Origin of the sequence: Providencia sp. PROV150, assembly GCF_028481025.1 — a bacterium.
Lineage (GTDB): Bacteria > Pseudomonadota > Gammaproteobacteria > Enterobacterales > Enterobacteriaceae > Providencia > Providencia hangzhouensis.
On sequence record NZ_JAMPPJ010000002.1, the window covers coordinates 47,775 to 71,622 of the forward strand.

General features: G+C 35.4%; 23 protein-coding genes. 16 read left to right on the forward strand and 7 right to left on the reverse strand.

Annotated features, from left to right (window positions below; translation table 11 throughout):
* Window positions 1-19: 19 nt before the first annotated feature.
* From PSE83_RS02390 to PSE83_RS02400, 3 genes are all read left to right on the forward strand, one after another.
* Window positions 20-1,432, forward strand: coding sequence for a surface lipoprotein assembly modifier (locus tag PSE83_RS02390; RefSeq protein WP_272660619.1), 1,413 nt, complete (start codon window positions 20-22; stop codon window positions 1,430-1,432).
* 18 nt (window positions 1,433-1,450) lie between these two features.
* Window positions 1,451-4,450, forward strand: coding sequence for a TonB-dependent receptor domain-containing protein (locus PSE83_RS02395; RefSeq protein WP_272660620.1), 3,000 nt, complete (start codon window positions 1,451-1,453; stop codon window positions 4,448-4,450).
* A 65-nt stretch (window positions 4,451-4,515) separates the two neighbouring features.
* The gene (locus tag PSE83_RS02400; RefSeq protein WP_164561037.1) at window positions 4,516-5,289 is read left to right on the forward strand and encodes a TonB family protein; all 774 of its coding nucleotides are present in this window, start codon (window positions 4,516-4,518) and stop codon (window positions 5,287-5,289) included.
* A gap of 125 nt (window positions 5,290-5,414) precedes the next feature.
* On the opposite strand, the gene minE is transcribed toward PSE83_RS02400, so the two are convergent.
* Genes minE through minC form a run of 3 tightly spaced genes read right to left on the reverse strand, consistent with a single transcriptional unit; the run spans window position 5,415 to window position 7,240 of the window.
* On the reverse strand, window positions 5,415-5,696 hold the full coding sequence (gene minE / locus PSE83_RS02405) for a cell division topological specificity factor MinE (protein ID WP_004254951.1): 282 nt from the start codon (window positions 5,694-5,696) through the stop codon (window positions 5,415-5,417).
* Window positions 5,697-5,699: 3 nt separating this feature from the next.
* On the reverse strand, window positions 5,700-6,515 hold the full coding sequence (gene minD / locus PSE83_RS02410; RefSeq protein ID WP_004254944.1) for a septum site-determining protein MinD: 816 nt from the start codon (window positions 6,513-6,515) through the stop codon (window positions 5,700-5,702).
* Between the two features lie 23 nt (window positions 6,516-6,538).
* Entirely contained in the window at window positions 6,539-7,240 is a 702-nt protein-coding gene (minC, locus tag PSE83_RS02415) for a septum site-determining protein MinC (RefSeq protein WP_094963083.1), read from the reverse strand.
* A gap of 129 nt (window positions 7,241-7,369) precedes the next feature.
* Between minC and PSE83_RS02420 the strand changes: the two genes are divergently transcribed.
* The 7 genes from PSE83_RS02420 (at window position 7,370) to PSE83_RS20400 (ending at window position 11,141) form a co-directional block, all read left to right on the forward strand.
* The gene (locus PSE83_RS02420; protein ID WP_004254941.1) at window positions 7,370-7,639 is read left to right on the forward strand and encodes a YcgL domain-containing protein; all 270 of its coding nucleotides are present in this window, start codon (window positions 7,370-7,372) and stop codon (window positions 7,637-7,639) included.
* Between the two features lie 48 nt (window positions 7,640-7,687).
* Window positions 7,688-8,776: a lytic murein transglycosylase gene (locus tag PSE83_RS02425; RefSeq protein WP_172767227.1), complete on the forward strand. Its 1,089-nt coding sequence runs from the start codon at window positions 7,688-7,690 to the stop codon at window positions 8,774-8,776.
* Window positions 8,777-8,795: 19 nt separating this feature from the next.
* The gene (locus tag PSE83_RS02430; RefSeq protein WP_110591685.1) at window positions 8,796-9,452 is read left to right on the forward strand and encodes a fumarylacetoacetate hydrolase family protein; all 657 of its coding nucleotides are present in this window, start codon (window positions 8,796-8,798) and stop codon (window positions 9,450-9,452) included.
* A 20-nt stretch (window positions 9,453-9,472) separates the two neighbouring features.
* Window positions 9,473-9,913: a YcgN family cysteine cluster protein gene (locus tag PSE83_RS02435; protein ID WP_004254930.1), complete on the forward strand. Its 441-nt coding sequence runs from the start codon at window positions 9,473-9,475 to the stop codon at window positions 9,911-9,913.
* 30 nt (window positions 9,914-9,943) lie between these two features.
* Window positions 9,944-10,066 (forward strand): hypothetical protein, encoded by a 123-nt coding sequence (locus tag PSE83_RS02440; protein ID WP_004254926.1) that lies wholly within the window; start codon window positions 9,944-9,946, stop codon window positions 10,064-10,066.
* A 324-nt stretch (window positions 10,067-10,390) separates the two neighbouring features.
* The gene (locus PSE83_RS02445; RefSeq protein WP_036957787.1) at window positions 10,391-10,600 is read left to right on the forward strand and encodes a hypothetical protein; all 210 of its coding nucleotides are present in this window, start codon (window positions 10,391-10,393) and stop codon (window positions 10,598-10,600) included.
* Between the two features lie 307 nt (window positions 10,601-10,907).
* Window positions 10,908-11,141, forward strand: a complete 234-nt coding sequence (locus PSE83_RS20400; protein ID WP_004254920.1) for a putative hemolysin — start codon at window positions 10,908-10,910, stop codon at window positions 11,139-11,141.
* A 657-nt stretch (window positions 11,142-11,798) separates the two neighbouring features.
* Here PSE83_RS20400 and PSE83_RS02455 read toward each other — a convergent pair.
* Entirely contained in the window at window positions 11,799-11,936 is a 138-nt protein-coding gene (locus PSE83_RS02455; RefSeq protein ID WP_153673455.1) for a hypothetical protein, read from the reverse strand.
* Between the two features lie 796 nt (window positions 11,937-12,732).
* Here PSE83_RS02455 and PSE83_RS02460 point away from each other — a divergent pair.
* The 4 genes from PSE83_RS02460 to PSE83_RS02475 all read left to right on the forward strand — a co-directional run bounded on the left by PSE83_RS02460 (window position 12,733) and on the right by PSE83_RS02475 (window position 17,653).
* Entirely contained in the window at window positions 12,733-13,353 is a 621-nt protein-coding gene (locus PSE83_RS02460) for a fimbrial protein (protein WP_036957782.1), read from the forward strand.
* A gap of 119 nt (window positions 13,354-13,472) precedes the next feature.
* Complete coding sequence (locus PSE83_RS02465) at window positions 13,473-14,174, forward strand: fimbrial biogenesis chaperone (protein ID WP_004254911.1); 702 nt, start codon at window positions 13,473-13,475, stop codon at window positions 14,172-14,174.
* A 9-nt stretch (window positions 14,175-14,183) separates the two neighbouring features.
* Complete coding sequence (locus PSE83_RS02470; protein ID WP_004254888.1) at window positions 14,184-16,667, forward strand: fimbria/pilus outer membrane usher protein; 2,484 nt, start codon at window positions 14,184-14,186, stop codon at window positions 16,665-16,667.
* On the forward strand, window positions 16,658-17,653 hold the full coding sequence (locus tag PSE83_RS02475; RefSeq protein ID WP_004254884.1) for a fimbrial protein: 996 nt from the start codon (window positions 16,658-16,660) through the stop codon (window positions 17,651-17,653). The genes PSE83_RS02470 and PSE83_RS02475 overlap by 10 nt, the downstream gene beginning before the upstream one ends.
* A gap of 191 nt (window positions 17,654-17,844) precedes the next feature.
* Here the strand turns inward: PSE83_RS02475 and PSE83_RS02480 are convergent, their stop codons facing one another.
* Window positions 17,845-18,156, reverse strand: coding sequence for a helix-turn-helix domain-containing protein (locus tag PSE83_RS02480; protein WP_004254881.1), 312 nt, complete (start codon window positions 18,154-18,156; stop codon window positions 17,845-17,847).
* Between the two features lie 687 nt (window positions 18,157-18,843).
* Between PSE83_RS02480 and grxB the strand changes: the two genes are divergently transcribed.
* Window positions 18,844-19,482, forward strand: coding sequence for a glutaredoxin 2 (grxB, locus tag PSE83_RS02485; protein ID WP_036957779.1), 639 nt, complete (start codon window positions 18,844-18,846; stop codon window positions 19,480-19,482).
* A gap of 77 nt (window positions 19,483-19,559) precedes the next feature.
* On the opposite strand, the gene PSE83_RS02490 is transcribed toward grxB, so the two are convergent.
* A complete protein-coding gene (locus PSE83_RS02490; protein ID WP_272660621.1) occupies window positions 19,560-19,997 on the reverse strand; it encodes an META domain-containing protein in 438 nt (145 codons plus the stop codon).
* 14 nt (window positions 19,998-20,011) lie between these two features.
* A complete protein-coding gene (locus PSE83_RS02495) occupies window positions 20,012-21,010 on the reverse strand; it encodes a 2-hydroxyacid dehydrogenase (protein WP_036958125.1) in 999 nt (332 codons plus the stop codon).
* 234 nt (window positions 21,011-21,244) lie between these two features.
* Between PSE83_RS02495 and PSE83_RS02500 the strand changes: the two genes are divergently transcribed.
* Window positions 21,245-23,842: a YdbH family protein gene (locus PSE83_RS02500; protein ID WP_004254864.1), complete on the forward strand. Its 2,598-nt coding sequence runs from the start codon at window positions 21,245-21,247 to the stop codon at window positions 23,840-23,842.
* Window positions 23,843-23,848 lie beyond the last annotated feature (6 nt).

The window sequence follows — 23,848 nt, forward strand, 5'->3', positions numbered from 1 at the left end:
TTAAAATGGTAGCCTAATCATGTTATTTTTTAATAAAAAAACAAATTTAATATATTTGAGTTTATTATTACTTTTTTCTCTCCCTTCGGTATCGTCAGCTCAAGAGCTAAAAGGAGGAGTTATCGGTAATTTAAAAGATTATAGTAACAAAAAACATCAATCAGAAATAAATAATGTTAAATATAGTGAAAAAAATATCGACGAACTTGGTTTTATTCTTTATGATCTCATTCAGAAACAAGATTTTGACAAAATAAATGAAATTATTGGTAATTACGTTGACCATAAAGACCACGATAAAGAATTGGTTAAATATATTCATTCAGAAAGGGCAGTTTTAAATAAACAGTATGATTTAGCAATTAGCCTATATAATGAAATTTTAATTCACAAGCCTAATATGTTATTGGTTGAGTTAAAACTTGCACAAGCACTGACTTATGTTAAGCACTATGAATCAGCATTATCAATATATCAAAGCATCAAAGTTAAATATAAAGGAAGAATATCAAATGGGTTAACTAAATTTATTAAAAGTCAAATAATAGATTTAGAAAATAAAAATCGTTGGCAAGGTACGATTAAGTTAGGCTCAAGTTATGATTTTAATTTAAATGAAGCATCAAATAGCCGTGAGATGTACTGTTTTCGTAGTAAATGTATGAATAGTAGTAACCAGTCTATCGCTGGTGGAAAGTGGCATTATTATACTAAACTATCAAAGCGTTTTCCTCTAGTAGGAAACCACTCAACGGTACTCTCATTAGGTGTGGTTGGGGTGGAGCCAATGAAAACAGTCACGGTTAGAAAAATGAATATATATGTTACTGGGGGGTATCAATTTGATAACGCGAATACAAAGTTCTATATACAGCCTACCCTTGAAGCTAAATGGCATGATAACCAATACTATAATTTAAGCTTTGGGGGGAAAATAGCGGCAGAATACACATTGAGCCGTCGAGTAACATTTCTAAGTGATATTGAATATAAAAATAAAACGTACCCTTATAAATATAGTTTCAATAACGGCGATAAATGGGTTTATTCAGTTACTGGTACCTATTTAATGAACCCTCGATTAATGGTTTTTGGCAGTTTTTATGGAGCCAATAGAAAAAAGCAATACGATAGTGATAGCTATGTACAGTATGGGGTTAGGGCGGGTTTTCTAAAAGTAACCGAACTGTGTGATCTACTTGTTGCGATAGGTTATAAGCAAACAAATTTTGAACAGTTTGATGCATTTTTGAATGTAAAAAGAAAAGATCATAATGGGTATTTAAATACCCAATTAACATTTGATAAAAATAAAATATTAACTTTTACGCCTTCTATTTATTTTAATAGCCAAGTGAATAAAAGTACTGCAGATATTATTTATTCTTTTAAGCAAAGTGAAGTCGGTGTCAATTTCACCAAGAAATTTTAATTTTCACCGGAACAGATAATGAAAATCAAAACAGTGATAGCCATTAATATCGCAACAGGGTTATCTATTGGCAATATTACAAACTTAGTCTATGCACAACAAAGTGAAAACATCGGTTCTATTGTGGTAAATGATAAAGCGGCCACAATCAAAGAGCGTGATAGAAAAGGGGCGGATGACCAATATGATAAAGACGAATCAAATATTTACATTAGTAAAGAAGAAATTGATCGTTATAAAGGTACTAACCCCGCAGACACTATTAACCATGCGGTAGGGGTATATAGTGGAGATGCCCGTAATAGCGGGGCAATAGACCCCAATGTTCGAGGTATACAGGGGCAAGGGCGTGTCCCGGTGACTGTAGACGGTACAGAGCAAGCTATCACTGTTTGGCGTGGTTATAATGGGGCGAATAATCGTAATTATATCGACCCGAATATGATTAGTAGCATTAAGGTAATGAAAAGTGCAACGCTAGACCGCAATGTGCGTACATCGACGGGGGGAGGAGTTGCCATAACAACGCTAGGCATTAATGACGTTGTGGATAAATACGACAAGTTTGGTTTTGATATTAAATTAGAAACATCAAGTAACTCGACAAAACCGAGGGTTAATCAATTAAGCCACGGTATAGATTACCGTGATGATAAGCGGCTATTGAATACGTTAGACATGCAGAAGTTTCGTGGGATTTATTTTAAAGATCACGAAATGCTTGTTGATCCTCGTAGTAAAGGTAATGCTAATTTTTTTAATCTGCAAGATAACGCAGCGCGTATTGCCGTTGGGACACGGCAAGAAAAGTTTGATTTGATGCTAGCATACAGCTATCGCAACCAAGGTAATTATTTTGCTGGGCGCCGAGGGGCGGGTAAATTTTATGACGACATCATTACTTATGACTCTAATAACCCAAATAAAGCGATAGACCCATATATGCCCTTCGTAGCTAGGATTTATGGGCCAAATAAAGAGGTGGCGAATACATCAAATGAAATGTCGACATGGTTAGCTAAATTAAATTTAATGCTACCTAATTCACAGGACTTATCCCTTGGTTATATGCATACATCAAGTCATTATGGCGAAATCATGCCATCGCAAATTCGTTATCATGATTTAGAGGGAAAAATTCCACAATGGCCTTTAGCTAACTTGGCGTTAAATACTTTTTACGCCAATTATTCGTTCAAACCTGAGTCCATTGGTTGGATTGACTTTCGATTAGGCTATTGGTTGACAAAAACTAATTTAAACTCAAATACCGCAGGTGGCCAACCTAGGGAACCAGTGGAAAGGGATTGGAATTATGAATTTGGTCGAGATAAAAATGTAGCTAAAAATCCTGCTATCAATGGCACCTTAGTTGATGGGATTAAATTAAACCAACTAAACGATCGCTATGGTGTTTCATTATCTAATAAATTCCAAATTACACCTGAATTTAAAGTGACTTTAATGGGAAGCTTAATTGATGAAACTATTGGTAGCCGTGAAGATATCTTTAATTCGGACTCTAGCCCAAAGGGGAACATGTTCCGTGCTATCCCTAGGGAAGGTAAGCGTCGGGAATATAATGGTACTATTAGGTTTGATTGGCAGCCTACTGATTGGTTAAGCCTGAATGCGGGGGCTCAATATATTAGTTACTGGTCAAGGGATTTATTAAAAGAGAGACGCATTGCGGCCAAAGATGTAAATTATGCGCCCTATAGCCATATAATAGCTAAAAAATATAGCTTGTCTCGTATATTAACTTCAGAAGAGTATCAATTAGTACAAAAATATGTGGATGATAAAGGGCGAACGTTTAATGATTTAAAAAATAATTTATATGCTCAGACTCGGTTAGTTGAAAAAGCACTGTCAATGCCTTCTTCTACTATAATAATGGGGAAAATAGTAACTCCAGAAGGAAAAAAACGAGAGTATAGAATTTTTGAGCAGAACCACACAGCAGAATGGAAAGTTGATGAAAATAATAGGTTTATACGTAAAAATAATCCATTCTATAATGGCGAAATTGACTTAAATGAAGAGGCTATAGACCCCGTAACAGGATTAATAGCAAAAAAAATAGGGGTAACAAATAGCACAAATGATGAATTGATGTTCACAAACGACCAAAAATTTAAAGCGCCAAAAAGAAATGAAGAATCAGCTTGGGCTCCGGCATTAGGGGCAACAATTTATTTAACAGAGAATGATCGAATATTTGGGCGTTATTTAGAAACCGTTAGGATGCCAAGTATCTTTGAAGACACTATTGGTTTTTCGGGAGGAAGAGAGCCGAATTACACGGCACCAGTTTATTTGCCAGAACGCAGCCATACGATAGAACTGGGATATGTGCGTAATTTCCAAGAACTGGTTGCGGCAGAAAATCATGCTGATTTACGTATAAATTACTACAATACCGTAGTCACAAATGCCTTTGATAGGAACGACAGGTTAGTCTTTACGCAGGTTGATAAACATAACACAGCTGGTTTGGAACTATTGGCACGTTATGATAATGGCTGGGTATTTGGTGACTTAGGGGTAGATTACCGTTTAAAAAATGAAGTTTGTGATGAAGTGTCATTGATGGTAATGGATCCCTATAACCAATTTGGTGGCTCAGAGTGTACAACAGCAGGGTTCCCTGGCGGCTATTTGCGTACTCAATTGCAACCTAAGTACAGCATTCATGCCAACCTAGGCTTGCGCTTCTTAGATGAACGTTTAGAAGTGGGTAGCCGCATGCGTTATCACAGCAAAGCAAAAAATGAAGATGAAGCGGAAATGATGGATAAATACCCGTACCAGTATGCGCCATTAAACAATGATCCAATGAGTTGGAATGCTGTTTTTACCGCTGATGCTTATGTTAATTATCAGTTTAATAAAGACCTATCATTTGAATTATTAGCCACAAACTTATTTGATGAATATTACATAGACCCATTAACCCGAAGCATGATGCCTGCACCGGGTAGGACTATACGTTTCAATGTAACAAGTCGCTTCTAAAAGGGATCCCCTTCGCTGATGCCGCTGTATTTTGATATTGGCGAAGGGTTGTTAGGGATATTAAAATGCTTACTTTACGTTTTAATTTTGCTGTTATGGTTTCTTTATTATTCCATTTTGGCATCGTTTTTTATTGTTTAAGTATAGAAAAAACACGTTCTGCACAAATTTATACACCAATACAAGCAGCTATTGTTTCTGTTTCATTGATGCAAAATGTAATTGAAAAGCAAGCAAACGATACAATATTAAACAATAAGCTATCAGGGGGCTTACTTGCTGAATCACAACAAAATGAAAATGCAGTAATTAAAGTTGCTAATAAAAAAAGTTCACATAGCGATGAAAATAAAATTTCTGATGATCAGAAAAAAGTCATCAAACAGAAAGAGGAAAAACAAACTAATAAAAAGGTTACTCAGCAGAAAGAGCCGCAACAAAAAAGTGAAAAAAATGATGATGTAAAACAAGAGCAGCATGTGGGGAAAAACGATAATCAATCTAATGCGGCAGGCCAGAAGGGAGCACAAAGGACGACCTCGGTAGGAAATGCAATAGATTCAACTTATCAAAGCTATATTGATAAATTACGTAGTGAAATTGAACGACATAAACGTTACCCAAGAAAAGCGAGAAATACCAATATCCAAGGAGTTGTAAAAGTAAGTTTTCAACTTTCCTCATTAGGGGAAATTACGATGGTGCGTATAGTTAATTCCTCAACACATAATACGCTCGACCAAGCTGCGTTATCAGCTGTACAGAAAAGCCGCTCAGTAGGAGCACCGCCAGAAGGTTTAAAAAAACTGATAACAATGGAAATTAAATTTGAATTGTAAAAGGAATAGGTTTTTCCTTTAGCGAAATCATCATGTAACCATTTGATTAATTGGGATAAATCATAAAAAGTAAGCCGCAAGCTATTGCATGAAACAAAAGTTAGACAGCGGCTTTCTTTCACGAATTATTTTTCTGTTGTCGTTTTTATGTCGTCACCTTCTGGCAACGTAACGTTTAGTTCAAGAACAGAAATATCATCCCCTTTTTGCTCAAATTGCACTGATAACATTTCAGGGTCAACTTGGACATATTTACAGATAACCTGTAAAATATCTCTTTTCATATCAGCAAGATATGGGGGTTCGCTATCACCACGGCGACGTTCTGCGACGATGATCTGTAATCGCTCTTTTGCGATATTCGCTGTCGTTTTTTTTCTCGACAGAAAGAAATCCAATAAAGCCATTATTTACCCCCCAAATAGGCGTTTTAAGAAACCTTTTTTCTCTTCTTCAATGAAACGGATAGGGCGATCTTCACCTAAAATACGTGCAACACAATCATCATAGGCTTGGCCTGCATCAGACTCTGTATCCAGAATAACGGGTTCGCCTTGGTTGGAAGAGCGCAGTACAGATTGGTCTTCAGGAATAACACCGATCAAAGGAATACGCAGAATTTCCAGAACATCTTCCATGCTTAGCATATCACCACGCGTTACACGGCCTGGGTTATAGCGTGTTAGCAATAGGTGTTCTTTAATTGGTGCTTCGCCTTTTTCTGCGCGGCGTGATTTTGACGCTAAAATACCCAAAATACGGTCTGAGTCGCGAACAGAAGAAACTTCTGGGTTGGTAGTAATAATAGCTTCGTCAGCAAAATATAGTGCCATTAAGGCGCCACTTTCAATACCTGCGGGGGAATCACAAACAATAAAATCAAAACCAAGATCGTCACTTAATTCGTCAAGAATTTTGCCAACGCCTTCACGAGTTAATGCGTCTTTATCGCGTGTTTGCGAAGCAGGTAAAATAAATAAATTCTCGGTGCGCTTATCTTTGATTAAAGCCTGATTAAGGGTTGCATCACCTTGGATAACGTTTACGAAGTCATAGACTACTCGACGTTCACACCCCATGATAAGGTCAAGGTTACGTAGGCCGATATCAAAATCGATCACTACAGTTTTGTTCCCTTTTTGTGCCAGGCCAGTAGCTATGGCCGCGCTTGAAGTGGTTTTACCAACGCCACCTTTACCTGAAGTCACTACAATTATGCGTGCCATGAATAATTCCTTGTAAATAAGGTCTAATTTAAATATTCGATGTTAAGTTTGTTATCAACTAAACAAAGTTTAGCTGCTTTGGCGAGAAATTCAGCAGGGATTTGATCGCTCAGCCAATATTCACCTGCAATTGAAACCAGTTCAGCTTGCAAATGAGTACAATAAATCTGACTTTCAATATCGCCGGAGGCTCCAGCTAATGCACGGCCTCGCATCACGCCATAAATATGGATATTACCATCTGCTAATAGTTCTGCACCTGCACTAACATTGCTTGTGACGATCAGATCACTATTTGGTGCATAAATACGTTGTCCAGAACGAACAGGGGTATTGATAATACGAGTTTTACGATATAAAGGTTCAGCTTGAACTACAGCAGCCGGGGGTTCAGGCTGAATTTCAACAGGTTTTTGGCTTTTACCTTCGCTTAATATTGGTAAACCCGCATCGTTTGCTTTTTGTCGCATTTGTGGGTCAGTGCACCCACTGATACCAACAATACGTAATCCCGCAGAAATAACAGATTTATGAATACTCTGTAAATCTGCATTTGGGGATAATTCAGCGATGTTAATCACGACAGGAGCATTTTTAAAGAAATCAGGAGCCTGATTTACTTTATCTTGCAGCGATTTTTTGATGAGTTTAGGCTCTTCACTGTATAAGTGAATAACTGAAAGAGTAAAACTGCTGCCTTTAAGTTCTATTGGCGATTGTGGCATCTATCCAGACTCAGCAAATTAAAATTTCCGAAACAATCCTCGGGTGAAGATATTCTGTAAAACAATAGCATGTTATAGTTACTGCATACTTCAAGCAAGCTAATGAACTAAGAAAAAGAGTTAAATATAATGATTTGTGCAATTTATAGAAGCCCTAAGCGTGACCAAACTTATCTTTATATTGAGAAGAAAGATGATTTTTCACGTGTTCCTGATGAATTATTAGCCCAATTTGGAACACCTCAATTTGCTATGCTCGTCTCATTAGATAAGCGTGAAAAGCTTGCCAATGCTGACTTGGCAAAGGTTAAATCTGATCTCATAGAGGTTGGTTATTACCTACAATTCCCACCTCCGGTGGAAAATTTGCTTTCAGAACACAAAGAACTGAATAACTAGAGCAAATTAAGAAAATCCTGAAAAGCAATAACACTCTGGAGGAGACGAATGAAACCAACGTTATTATATACATTAGTCGCTGGTTTGTTTTTAACAAGTTGTTCTGCAACGCAGAACGAATCAGTTGTTACTCAACCGATTACAGTAGAACAAAATGCGGCTATAGCCCAAGAAGTCGTTGCTTTAGACAAAGCATTCCCTATTGAACAACGTGAACCGTCACAATTTCCTGCTTATGTGGAATTACTGAAAGAACATGCTATTACTCAGGGGATTAAGCCAGACACCATTGAACGTGCTTTTGCTAATGTTCATTTTATTGAGCGTGTTGTGAAAGCAGATAAAGGCCAACCAGAGAAAAGGGCGACGGTTACATTAGCAAGCTATTTAAAAAATGTACTCCCACAATCACGTATCAATGCGGGCTATGACAAATATTTAGAAAACAAATCCATTCTAGATGCTATCAGTGATAAATATGGCATTCCACCTCAGTTCATTGTTTCGTTATGGGGATTAGAAAGTGGTTTTGGACGTTCACAGGGTAAAGAGGATGTGGTTTCAGCACTTGCGACATTGTCTTTTGAGGGGCGAAGAGAAGCGCTTTTTAGCAAACAACTTTTAGCTGCGCTTGAGATAATGGATAAAGGCTATATTCCAGAAGATCAACAACTTAAAGGTTCATGGGCTGGTGCTATGGGCCAAAGTCAATTTATGCCAACCTCCTATTTGTCCTACGCAGCGGACGGTGATGGTGATGGAAAAATGGACATCTGGAATAATAAATCTGATGTATTTGCATCCATCGCTAATTATTTGTCAACAGAAGGTTGGCAAGCACCATTGCCATGGGGTTACCAAGTTAATTTACCTGCAGATTTTAATAAAACGTTGGAAGGCGTAAAAGCGGAACAAGGGAAATCTGTCAGTGAATGGCAGGAACTAGGCGTGGCATTACCTGCATTTGCTCAGTTACCTTCAGACGTAAAAACGTGGGTGGTTATCCCTGATGACCCTGAAGGTAGGGCATTTTTAGTGACTGAAAATTTCCGTACCATTATGCATTGGAACCGCTCATATTATTTTGCATTGAGCGTATGCATGATGGCAGATGGTATCGCTAATAAAATAAAATAACGATAATAGGAGTACTATTATGTATCAACATCGTGACTGGCAAGGTGCGTTACTTGATTTTCCTGCAAATAAAGTTGTTTGTGTTGGTAGTAATTATGCAAAGCATATAAAAGAAATGGGGTCTGCTACACCGGAAGAGCCCGTTATTTTTATTAAACCAGAAACTGCTTTGTGTGACATTACTCAATCAATTGTTATTCCAAAAGACTTTGGTTCTGTTCATCATGAAATTGAGATGGCAATTTTAATTGGTATGCCATTAAAAAATGCGGATGAAGACCGTGTATCGCGCTCTATCGCAGGTTATGCAGTTGCATTGGACTTAACCTTACGTGATTTACAAGCTAAATTTAAAAAAGCTGGTCAGCCATGGGAAAAAAGCAAATCATTTGACGGGTCATGCCCAATTTCGGGTTTTATTCCTGTCAGTAGCCCGAATGATTTACAAAATATTCAGCTTTCTTTAGAAATTAATGGTGAAGTTCGCCAAGAGGGCTCGACGCGTGATATGATCACCCCAATTTTACCACTGATTAGCTATATGTCCCGTTTTTTCACATTGCGTGCAGGGGACGTTATTTTAACGGGAACACCTGAAGGTGTTGGCCCATTAGCTTCTGGTGATATGCTAAAATTATCAATTAATGATCACTCGCTGACTACTCGGGTTATTTAAGTATAGGATTAATAAGTATTATGTCGCAGTTCTGGCAAGTTAAAACTTTAGATGAAATGACAGATGAAGAGTGGGAATCTCTTTGTGATGGTTGTGGGCAGTGCTGTTTGCACAAGTTAATGGATGAAGATACTGATGAAATCTATTTCACTAATGTCGCTTGTAATCAGCTAAATCTAAAAACTTGCCAGTGTAAGCATTATGAAGACCGTTTCAGTTATGAAGCGGATTGCATAAAGCTTAATCGCTATAACTTAGAAACATTTGGATGGTTGCCAAGTACTTGTGCTTACCGCTTGTTATTAGAAGGGAAAACTCTCCCAGCTTGGCATCCATTAAAAACAGGGTCCAAAGCGGCGATGCATAATGAAGGTGTGTCCGTTCGCCATATTGCAGTCAGAGAAATTGATGTGGTGGACTGGGAAGAACACATAATGAATAGGCCTATGGGTAAGGGATAGTAATAAATCCTCAATATACAATAAATTATTATGGAAATTTCGTTACTAACAGTAGGCTTAGCTGCCATTCTAAATATTGCTATTTTGCCTGCGATGATTTCTTTTTTTGAAAAATTTAGCCAAGCGGCATTGATGATGTTTTATACATTTTAATCAATGTATTATAGTGCTTTGAATAAAAGTAGACAGTAATAATCATCATGTTAAAACTGGGTGTGATTATTTATCCTATTAATAATAAGAATACTTATAATTAATACTTCATATTACATCTAATTACGAGTTTTTCTGACTTAAAACTTTAAGTGCATAAAAAATTATCTTTATAATTGATCATTAACCAGTATTTTCCCGCTATTGCTTAAATTACAATATTTTTTATTTAAGAAAATATTGTAATTTGTGACCTCTCATTTTGCCTTTCTCAAGATACTTCGCTAATCTATTTTTAGTAAATACAAATGTAGGGGGATGGAAATGAAAACATTCGGTGTGGTACTCACAATGATTGGCCTCGTTACTGCGATTATTTCTTACAATATGGATGTAAGCATTCCTATTGTTTATGGGGAAAGTGTGAAAGATATGGGCCTGGCATTTGATAGACAGAATTATATTATTGGTAGTTTGTTAGTCGCATTTTGTGGTGTTTTAATTGTCCTATTTGACAATAAAAGACGGAAGTAAAATAGGCTTTATGGCTTACAAATAGATATATAGTCATAAAATGTTAGCTAGTATTATTTGATATAATCCAGATATTGATAGATATAAGTAAGATGCCAATAATTACTCTTAGAGGTAAACATGGCAGGCTGACAGTTGAAATTTTAAGTAATAATGCTGATAGACTAAAGTAATTTATTGACTGTTGTTGATGAAGTTTTGAACATTAAATGCGATGTTGTTTTATTTATGAATAAAAACCAGTTTATATTAGTTTCATTCCGTTATAATAAACAAACATTCCAAACTGACTTAAAAAATATTTCTTATGAAGAAAGTACTTGTATTAGCTAGTTTTGTGCTCATTTCTGGATGTGTTTCCAATAAAACCGAAATAGAGCCTAAGGCTGTAGGCATGGCAAATCCAGCATCAGTATATTGCGAACAAATTGGAGGGACTCTGGAAATTGTAGATACAGCACAAGGGCAGGTAGGTTACTGTATTTTACCATCAGGTGAAAAAGTTGAAGAATGGGCTCTATACCGTCAGAAAAAACACTAATCAATCATTCACTTCTTGATTACCACAGCAAAAATCTTTTGCAAGATTTTTGCTGTGGCTCCAATCTAACAATATTTCTATTTTAGATTAATCATTTCTTGAAATTAGCCGATATTACTACCTGCAATATATGTGCTTTTATCAGTTGATCAACTAGATAACTATGTTGATGTACACGTGAAATTCTTCGTAGACACATTATGCGGGGAGTTCCCATATTTTGATGGCCTTATATGGATTTTGTAAGGGTGTCATCATATTTTTATGGCAAATTATTGATATAAAATATTTTTATCTATTAATGTCTCATAATCGATAATTTATGGTACTAAAATAGAAACAGCTACCTTATGTTATGTAATTGCTAAATAAATTAGGCTTATTAGAGCGATTGATTTACTAAAACGGCGCTAAACTGTCCGTGAATAGAAAAATAATAGGCAGATAAAGCGTCTTTTATCGATGGCTTTTTGGTTTAGATCACACTTTAACACTCATAGTGAGTGATTTAGGAATATTCTTAATGTTAAAATTTGCTGTATAGATCACATTTTCATAGAGTGTTCGTTTTAAGAAAACACTCTTATTTTCATATGGTTAGAAAATGAGAAAATTGACATAACACAGGCTATAGTTTGTTCAGTTAATCATGTTTTCTTATTCTATATCAAAAATAATGATAATTTTTTTTAACATAGGTTCGACTAAATGATTTGATATTCTATTTTTTACTTCAATAAGAAGTTGAATGAATAAAGGATTATATTGCGATTTTATCACTATTTCTTCTTTCATATTTATTTCCATCACTCCATTTATTTTTTAATTTAGATTAAAATCGATATTTACCTCGCTTAAAAACATATTTTAAAATTATAATAATGACTAAAGTTGATTGTTGATATAAAAGAATATCTATACACTCATAATGAGTGAAATTGATGTTCAAGCATAATAATTCGGAATTCAATATTTTTAATTGTTTGGAGTGACATATCTTTACAGATCAATAATCATTAATTTAATTAATGATTTAGCCCTAATTAGATACTCTATAATGGATTAATTTTATAGTGATAATGTGAGATAAAGTGTCAAAATGTAAATGAAAACATATATTAAATCTAAATATAATGATTTTTGCTGTTTTTGATAATCTGTATTTTTTGGTTTTGGTGGTTTTTAATCTTATATTTAAAAAAAATTAGATATTAAAAACTAAATATTAGGCTTTTCACGAGTAAATTAGTGAATATTGAAAATCAAAATACCCAATCAATGCTTGTCATTTAATAGTCTGTAACTATCAAAAAATAAATTAGCGATGAAAAAAACGATTTAATAAAACTTAAGTTATTATGTATCCTCTCTTCGAAATCATATAGAGCATATGGTTATAAATTCTAAATAGGACTAATTAAGAAATATATTTATTTGCATTAAACGAATGGTTCAAAGTGAAACGTAAGCCGTAAGTCATACTCCATGTATGATTAGGCTTTTGTTTGTATTTTTTACCTAACAATAAAACAAAAACTTAATCAGTTCTTTTTAATGTAAAAAATAATTACCCTCATATTAGGAAATGAAAATGAAGAAAGTACTACTGACTGCAGTTGCAACAACTATTATTGGGTTATCAACAGCTAACGCTGCAAGCACCAACGTTGGTGGCGGCCAAGTTAACTTTCACGGTAAAGTAACGGATGTTTCTTGTACTGTTTCTGTTGATGGACAAGGTAGTGATGCTAGTGTTTACTTAGCACCAGTATCATTAACAGAAGTACGTGACGGTGGTGCAGATGCATTGTTAAAACCGAAATCTTTTGTTATTGACGTAACAAACTGTGTTGCAGCAGATGTTAAAGATGTTGCTAATGACTCCGCTATTGATAAAACATTATTAAACGTTAACTGGACTGGTGGTAACTTACTGCAAGGTGCATCAGGTAATTCAGAAGGCTACTTAGCAAATACTGAAACTACAGGCGCTAAAAATATTCAATTAGCACTTTCAACTGATGATAGCTCTGACTTGTCAGGTAAAATTATTCCTGGCAATCCATCTCAGAAAAAAGTTAAAGGTGATTTGACTAAAGTTGAAAATGGGGCTCGTTTCCAATATTACGTTGGTTACGCAACTTCTACACCTAAAGATGTAACAACAGGTGAAGTTAAAAGTTATGCAACTTATGAAATCACTTACCAATAATGACTTAATAAGCTAATTTCTTATTAGTTTTAGTTACGTAAGTAATCTTTAAATATTAACTTAATCAGCTTTACTATGATAAGCGGTAGGTATACTGCCGCTTTTATTTTGAGGATCAAATGAAAGCAATAGTATTTATCTTCTGCTTCATTTTCAGTACGCATTCATTTGCTAATAATATTATCGTTAATGGTACACGGTTTATTTATCCTGGAAATGAAAAAGAAATTACCGTGCAATTAAATAACACTGCCGACCGTCCTGCAATTGCACAGGCGTGGCTTGATACAGGTGATGCGTCAGAAACACCGGATACGATAAAAACACCATTTCAGATTACACCGCCAATCTCTCGTGTAGAAGCTAAAGGTGGACAAACTTTACGAATTAAATTAATGGATAAAGGAAGCATTCCTCAGGATCGCGAAAGCTTATGGTGGTTGAATATATTAGATATTCCCCCTATGGCTAAAGCTAAAGAAGGCGATAGTCAGAATGTATTGCAATTAGCGATCCGCTCTAGATTTAAATTCTTTTATCGGCCAACAGGCCTGAGTAGCCGTGAATTAGCGCCAGAGCAACTTGTTATAAAAGCAAATGGGAAGAGTATTATTATAGATAATCCGACACCTTATTATATTACTATTACAAAAATTTCAACGGATGGTAAATCTGGGTTGAATGAAAAAACAATTTTATTAGAACCGAAATCTCAAATGATAGTTGAATTAAAACAAGTCGTAAGGTCAGGAAGTCATATCGTAATTAATAATATTAATGATTATGGTTCAGATATTTCGGTGAAAACCACCGTTAAATAGGAATATATAATGAAACAGCGAGAGTTAATAAATAAATATAGCAATACGCTCTCTGTGACTTGCTTTGTCACTGCATGCATAGTGCCTACGTTTTATGCTTGGGGTGAAGAAGATACAACCTATGAATTTAATAGTGGTTTTATTATAGGTAGTAAAGAAGATGTTGATTTAACACGTTTCAATTCTTCAGGGATTAGTCCCGGAAAATATTCAGTTGACGTATATACAAATAACAATTGGAAGGGACGCTACGACCTTAATTTTGAAGAAGAGAAAAGTGGTCAATTAGTAGTCTGTTATACACCACAAATGCTATCTGATTTTGGTATTAATATTGAAAAACTAAACCCTACAGTTAGTAAAGATAGTAATGCTTGTTTACCATTAAAAGACTGGAATGACCAAAAAGACGTCGTTGATACATTTCATTCTTCTACATTGCGTTTAGATATTTCTGTTCCGCAAATATATGAACAGAGAATTTCCCGTGGTTATGTTTCTCCCCAATTTTGGGAAACGGGAATTCCTGCACTAAATATCGGTTATATGGCTAACTATTATGATAACCATACTAGTGGTTCAAAAGGAACTAATAACGCCAGTGCTTATTTGGGGCTGAATGCTGGTTTAAGCTTTGATGGATGGTTGCTTAAACATATTGGAAATCTTAACTGGCAACGTCACGATGGAACGAATTGGAATAGTAATCAAACATATCTGCAGAAACCAATAACCGAACTAAAGTCAAAAGCGACAGCAGGACAGTTTTATACAGATGGTGATCTCTTTGACAGTATTAGTTTACGAGGCGCAAAAATAGCAACAGATGACAATATGTATCCTGATGGAATGTCAACATACGCGCCTGAGATTAGGGGAATAGCACAAAGTAATGCTTTAGTAACGGTAACGCAAAATAATTCTATTATTTATCAAACAACTGTTGCGCCAGGACCTTTCAGCTTAACGGATGTCTATCCATCAGGTTACGGAAATGATTTAGTTGTAACGGTAAAAGAAGCTGATGGAAGTGAAAGCAGCTTTAGCGTGCCATATTCTTCATTAGCACAGTTATTACGTCCTGGTTTTACACGTTATCAAGTTTCTGGTGGTAAAGCGGATGCTGATGGACTGAGACATCGTCCATTTATTATGCAGGGTACTATTCAGCATGGCTTAAATAATACATTTACGCTATATGGCGGCGTCACTGCATTTGATGATTATCAAGCCTACTTAGTAGGTACCGGTGTTAACACAGGGTTTGGTGCAATTGCTGTAGATTTAACTCAGTCGAGAACGGCATTCAAATATAAAACAGAAAATGGGCAAAGCTACCGTTTAACTTTTAGTCGTTTATTTACTCAAACTGATACTAACTTAGTGCTAGCTGCTTATAGGTATTCAACGAAGGATTACTATAACGTCAGCAATGCATTATATGCGATAGATAATGATAAGCGTGGTGTAGAGAATACTTTAGGACGTGAGAAAAATGGTTTCAGCTATACAGTAAATCAAAATCTTCCTGATGGTTACGGTGGGATTTATTTTACGGGACGTATTTCTAATTATTGGGATAAGTCGGGGACAGAAAAGCAATATCAATTAAGTTATAACAATAACTTTAACCGTCTTTCTTATGGTGTCGCATTTATGAGAGTTTATGCAGATAATACGAATAATAAGAAAGATGATCGTATTAATATAAACTTTAGTTACCCACTGTATTTTGGCGAAAGTCAGAGTGCAACACTGACCTCAAATACGACATTCAATAATGAAAAATTTGGTTCTAGCCAAATCGGTGCGAGTGGTGCATTCGATAGGGATAATAATTGGACTTATGGCGTAAATACCTCTGTTGCAAACGGTGGACAGAAGAATATTGGTTTGAACACAGGTTACCGTACACCATTTGTTAATACGAATGCGAATTATAGCCAAGGTCAGGGATATCGTCAGTTCGGTCTTGGTGCAAATGGTTCGGTTATTGTGCATTCTGAGGGCGTAACATTAACACCGAATACTTCAACAACGATAGCTCTGATCGAAGCGAAAGGAGCGGAAGGCGCATCAATCATGGGTGCACCTGGAACTCGTATCGATGGAAATGGTTATGCTGTTGCTCCTTATGTTAGGGCTTATCGTATTAATAATGTAGAAATTGATCCGAAAGGAAGTCCTGAAGATATTGTTTTTGAAAATACGGCCACACAAGTCGTTCCTTATGAAGGAAGCATCGTTAAGGTTAAATTTAGTACTAAGGTCGAAAAAAATATTGCATTTAATGTTGTAAGACCTGGAAATAAACCATTGCCATTTGGGGCTAACGTTACTGATATAAATGGTGAGTCTATAGGTATCGTTGGTCAAGGTGGAACCGTATTTATTAGTAGTGAAACTGCAAAAGTTGCAATTATAAAATGGGATAATGGGCAGTGTTCATTTTCTTTAGAAGCTAGCAATAGTAAGGAAAGTTTATGTCAATAACGAAACAAATTCGTATGTATATCGGAGTTGGTGTATTTCTTACCGCTAGTTACGTTTCTGCGTATTGTGATAGAACCTCAACTCGGACATATGTATTAAATATGCAGATGGGGAGGGTTGTGGTAGACCCTAACTTAAAGGTTGGGGATACCATTGCGGAGCAAACTTGGGATATGCGGGAAAACTCAAGTGCAATATATGCGTATTGTACAAGAAATACACCGATAACGGCTTCGGTTACTATGCCAAGTTTAGTTCCAGTAGGAAATAAGGTTTACCAAACAAACGTTCCTGGAATTGGCATGAAATTTCACCGTGAAGGTGCAGTGAGAATGACGTATCCGGATACATTTTATGCTCCTAGCTCAAGTAATTATTATCTTGCGGGATCAAAGTTTATTTTGACTTTAGTGAAAACCGCTCCTGTTACAGGCTCAGGAACTATAGCCAGTGGTCTTTATACATCTTATGGGTACATTCCAAATAATAACCCATTTTTGGTCACGAAATTAGATGCTGAAGCGATAACAATAGTTTCTCCGTCTTGCCAAATTGAGGGGGGAACCGAAAAAAATGTTTATCTTGATCCAATTAAACGTTCACAATTAAATGGTATTGGAACAACGGCAGGTGAAAAAGATTTTGATATTCGCTTAATATGCAGCGGTGGTGTCAGTATTTCTGGTTTTGCAAATGTTAATATGACTTTTAGTGGTGATATTCCAAAAAACATGAATAATCGACAAGGTGTTTTGGTTAATCAAAATAAATCCACCAGTGGAGCTGCGGGAGTTGGTATACAAGTTTTAGAGCGTAAGACTAATAAATCACTTATGTTTAATGAAAAATATAAAGTTGGAAATTTAGTTGACCGGCAAACAAAATATCTTGACTTAAATTATAAAGCTCGTTATTACCAGTATGAACGAACAATCTCTGCTGGAGAAGTGAATTCTAAAATGGTTTTCAATATTACCTATGATTAAAATATTATATATAAAATTTATTGCTAAAACCATTAGTTAATTTTATGAAATTTAAATGTATGGCTAATCTTCATATAGAGGATTAGCCTTTTTACTTTTATAGTTCTAAAGAAAGTGAAGTACAAATAACACGGGATAGAAATGTCTATGTTACTTGCATTTTATTTATATAAATTAATTTTTTATTTACATTAAAAGTTATCTTTAGAGGGGGCAATGACACTTTCAGCTGTATATATTAGCTCTTGGTTGAGTTCATTAGATGGTTCATTTTTATTTGATTTTGAATTGCTTACATAACCTTGGAAAAACCATTCAATAGGGCAATTTAATGCTTCAGCAATATCCACTAAATGATTAATTGGAATTTTGTTAATACCATTTTCATAACGAGATATTTGCTGTTGACTTAAATTTAATTTATCAGCTAAATTCGCACCTGATAGACCGAGCTCTTTTCTCCGGTTTTTTATTTTTATACCAATTATAGTATGAATGTCCATATGACATCCTCAATTTATATGAAAAGTTGTTATTTAATGCACTTAATTCAAATTACGTTTCATAGTATATTAAAAAATAAATAGATTTAAAAGTTTTAATGAACATAATTATGATTAAAATCGCTATTTTTAGTTTGGTTATTTGCAATAAGATAGCATTACTTTTAATGTGGTTATTGTTGTTGAATAAGTAAAAATATCTATCGTTACTATTTTTCATAGCGAAAAATATAAATTTTAAATTTCCTTTATAGTTATTTTGTTTTATTTTTCTTTAAAATCAAATTATTGCATCCTTGTTGTTGTGATAAAATTATCAGGAAGCAAAGTTAATATATCGTTACGGCATGTTAACTTTTTGTTTTTTACTTAATTTTTACTTAAATTATTTAGTTATTAAAATTAAAGATAGAAAATAAATCAATGATATTTATGACATATTAATTTAATTGATATTAACTCAATGCTTAAATCATCTTAAATGATTACTCTGTTAATGGAACTTCTTCATCAGACATAATATGCCACGACCTAGATTTTATTATTGAGGTATTGTGCACTTTATTATATATATTTTTCCTCGCGCTAAAAAAATTTTTACAAGCGTGATAAGGCATAAATGTGGGTACTCAAGTATACTGTATAAAACCTATTGGCACTTTCATTACCAAATTAGTGAGGTCCACAATGAAATTGTATATTTATGACCACTGCCCATTTTGTGTTAGAGCTAGAATGATTTTTGGTTTAAAAAAGTTAGCAGTAGAGCAAATCGTTTTATTCGATGATGACATAGAAACGCCAAAAAAAATGATAGGTCGAAAAATGTTACCTATCTTACAAAAAGACGATGGAAGTTATTTACCTGAAAGCTTAGATATTGTTCATTATGTAGATAGCATTAATGAACCTAAATATGCAGGAGGAAACATAACCCCTGAAGTAGAGTCTTGGTCTAAAGCGGTTTCTGCTGTGGTATATAAGCTTGTGACACCACGTTTTACACAAACTGATTTCCCTGAAATTAGTACAGCAGAAGCGAGGGCGGCATATATCGCTAGAACATCAAAATCTTATGGTGACTTAAACGAGTTTAAAAAAGAAACTCATACGTTGCTAGTTGAATTAGAGCCCCAATTGTCTTTATTAGATGTGTGGTTAGAAACACGTGGTGAACACATTGATATTAATGATTTTATTATTTTTCCAACCTTACGTAGTTTGAGCATAGTTGAGCACTTATCGTTTAGCACAAATATTCGGGATTATATGGAGCGAATTGCAAAAACCTCGAATATTAACTTGCTATTTGATCAGGCGAAATAGCTTATTTGCCTGCCAGTTCAGTGGGTTATGGCAAACGTATACCGCCTCTAAAAGAGGCGGTTGTACAGGATAATTCATTAATGGACGTAGTCACGTAGTGTATAAACTAATTTGTAATGACCTTGAATTAATACTAGCTGGTTGTTGTTTAATGAAATAACTGCGCCATCAGACAGTACTCGATTTATCATTGAATCCCATTTAGATAAATCTTCATCAACACATTCGAGTTCAGTTTTACTTAAGTTTTTTACGGTGATTTTTGCGTTTTTGATATTGCCAAATCCGTTAAAATCATTACACATTGATGCAGAAATAAACATTTTCTCGCCAAAAGCAAGGAAAGGTGCAGTTTGCTTGCTACTAATCGTCTTTCCATTCACTTCAGTTAAAATAAAACGATGATGCATCAATTTATTTTCAAGTGCTTGGTCATCATTACGCGCATTGACTTGATGAGTTTGGCATGCTGCTAGCAATAAACCCAAAATAGTAAGTGGAATTAGGCGTTTCATGGTTCCCGATCCAACTATGCGTTAACAATATTAGGGCAATTTTCCCCACGACTAATCTGACGGATATTATTAAGCGTAGTTTGATTGATACTTGTTAATGCTTCTTCCGTTAAAAACGCTTGATGCCCGGTAAACAACACATTGTGACAAGAAGAAAGTCGACGAAAAACATCATCTTGAATTACATCATTAGATTTATCCTCGAAAAATAAATCACGTTCATTTTCATATACATCCATACCTAAAGCGCCAATTTTCTGTAATTTTAGTGCATTGATTGCTGCAACAGAATCGACTAATGCGCCTCGGCTTGTATTGATGATCATGACCCCATTTTTCATCTTCTTGAATGCATTTTCATCGAGTAGGTGATGATTCTCAGGTGTTAATGGGCAATGAAGAGAAATAATATCTGATTGTTCATATAAAGTATCCAAGTCAACGTATTCAGCACCCATATCTAAAACAGCTTGGTTCGGGTATGGGTCGTGTGCGAGTAGGCGCATTCCAAATCCCTTTAAAATACGTAGCGTCGCTTGGCCAATTTTTCCGGTACCAATAATTCCAGCAGTGCGGTTATGCATATTAAAACCTGTTAATCCTTCGAGAGAAAAATTTGCATCTCGAGTACGTTGGTATGCTCGATGGATCCTACGGTTAAGGCACAGCATCATACCAACAGTATGTTCGGCAACGGCTTCAGGAGAATAAGCGGGAACTCGGACAACTTGAATACCTAATTCTTTAGCAGCTTGTAAATCAACATTGTTAAAACCAGCGCAACGTAAAGCTAAAATTCGAATATTGAGTGCGGCAAGTTCTTCTAAAACAGCACGATTAGCTTCGTCGTTAACGAAAATACAGATAGCATCTGCACCAACAGCATTTTTAGCTGTCTGAACGGTCAATGGAAAATCAAAATATTCAATACTAAAATTAAATCCAGAATTTTGATTAACTTGTTCCATGTGCTTGCGGTCATACTGTTTGGTACTATAAGAAACAATTTTCATCATGAAGACTCCAATTTTTAGGAACCAATTAGAAAAGAGTAGGTAAAAAGGTGTACCTACAAAATATAAACTCAGAATAAGACAATTAAGTTTGTAAATCACCTATAAATTAAGAAAATAGGTATCTGTTTACGATTGAATGTGGTTTATCTTTGTTAGTATCGTGTTTAATGAGGAAATTTTGTTGAAATTTATCACTTGCGCTATAGAACAATTCAAACAAGGGACGTAGTAATGCAGTTAATGAAAAGAGCATTCAGAATATTACTCTGCTTTTTGGGTGGAAGCATTGCTCTCTTAATACTTTTATGGATAACGATATCCCATTGGGCTCCAGTTGTTGCATCACACTATCTTCCTAAGCCATTTAAACTGTCGTTTTCAGAACCAAGAATTAGCCATGGCCAGTTGGATATAGCAAATATCAGTATAACAGCAAATAATTGCACATTAGTTCAGTTGAATAGCACAAGACTTTCTATCTTTCCCTTACACGCTATTGTGGATGACCTTGATGTTAAAACTGAATGTTTGAGTGCTCTTGAGCCAACGAATGAAATGGATAATGAACCGATTAATATTGCAGAACTTATCGATAATATTCCGGTTTTTTCATTAGTTATCAATAATACCAATATACAGCCATGGAGTGATTACCAAGGCAGTATTTGGTTGCGTAAAAATCAGGTTAACCCTCTAGAATTTGATTTTAGGGGCGACAATTTAAGGTTGTCATCTTTAATTAATACGGAACACCAATTAGTCATTCAAAATTTTTTAGCATTTCTACCAGAACAAAAGCAAACAGTAGAATTATTTGGTGATGTGCAGCTTCCCTTAATGGCAAATCAGCTTCCAGAAAAAGGGGAGTTGAATGCTTATTTTAAGTTAATCAACCCAGAAAAATTCTTACAAGCTAAATTCAGTTGGTTGAATGACCAAGGTGTCTTTAGCGTCATGGATACAGACACAAAGAAAGAATTGCTTTATTTACCATGGTCACTATCGCCTTCTCGAATACAAATAGCGCAAGGTAAGTGGCAATGGAAAGAAGCAGATATCCCTTTACAAGGCGGTATCAGCTTTCAAGTTGATAACTGGGATAATACATTAAGTGAAATGGTATTTTCTGGGCGTATTAATATGCTCACACAAGCAAAGAAAGGGAAAGCCAATATTGTCTTAGCTGTGCCATCTACTCAGATAAATTTACTCAATGCTGATATTAATTTTAGGTTACATGGCCAAGTTAAATATGATGATATGGTGCTGGATATTAATTTGCCTGCAAAGGTTTCAGGCCAGTTAGCTGCCCCAAAAATTTCTTTTTTATCCAGTTCATTATTAAGAGCTTATGGCCGTCTTTCGGAAACACTGGTTCTTAATGAAGCTAGATTACCACTTGCAGGAACATCGTTAGATGAAGAGGGTATTTCAGGACGTTTACAAGCTATTCTAAAAATTAAAGAGCAATATTGGGGGAGTTTTGATATTCATTTGGATGGCAAAGCTAATAAATTTACCTTAGATAAGGGAAAATGGTTTTGGAATTATTGGGGAAATGCCAATTTACCCTCATTATCAGCTAATTGGGATATTAAGGGAAATGGGAGTTGGCAGGACACTTTAATTACATTAAATAGCTTAAATACAGGGTTTGACCAAATACAATATGGGCTTTTATCGATGAGGGCTCCACGCTTACAGCTAAGTAAGCCATTAATTTGGCAACGTGATCAGAATAAAGCCAGTTTTAATGGAAAATTACAGCTTACCAGTGAACGGATGCAATTAGGCACTGAAAGTTATCTGCCAAGGATCACATTAAACGCAGATCTTAGGGGAAAATCTCCTGCTGAGTTTCAACTTAAAGGCGATTTAAGTACTAAAGATGTCGGGCCAATAGTCATCTTTGGGCGCTGGGACGGTGAAAGATTAAGAGGGGAAGCTCGTTGGCCTGAACAGTCGGTCACAGCTTTTCAAACGTTAATTCCTGCTGACCTTGGAATTGAACTAAAGCAAGGCAAATTATTTTCTCAAGCCGCTTTTTCAATAACACCGGAAGAGGGTTTTATTGCTGGAGGACATTGGCGTGTCGAGAATACTAGCCTTTGGTTAAAAGATGGCGAATTATCAGGATTAGATTTTGTTTTACCGTGGCGTTTAAAACAAAGTACCTGGACTTTGGGGGGAAAAGCACCCGTTGAGTTGCGTATTAAACAGCTCAATAATTTATTCGAATTAACTGACATTAAAGCCGATCTCTCTGGCTCTTATCCGCCAACGGAAAATTCGCCATTAAAACTGACTAATGTAGGCTTTAAAACATTAGGAGGTGAAATATCGATGGATTTACTGCGCTGGCCACAAACTCAAGCCTCTACGATAAAATTAAAGCAGATTGAACTTAGCCAGTTATTTACCATACTAAAAGTGTCGCAATTTGCTGTCTCCGGTAAAGTTAATGGTGAATTACCTTTTTATTTAAATAACCCAGAATGGATAGTTAAAGATGGATGGTTAGAAAATAATGGGCCATTAACGTTACGGCTAGATACCCAATTTGTTGATTCTATCCGAGAGGATAATATATCTGCGGGTTCGGCCATGGGTTGGTTACAATATTTGGAAATAAAACGCAGCCGTACAGATGTTAATGTCACAAACTTAGGGCTGTTAAAGATGACAACAATCCTTGAAGGGTATAACACGCAAGAAAAGAAAAAACGCGAAGTTCATTTGCATTATCAACATGAAGAAAATATCTTTCAATTATGGCGTAGTTTACGATTTGGTAGCTCTTTAGAAGAGTGGTTGGAAAAAAATTTATAATGAGCA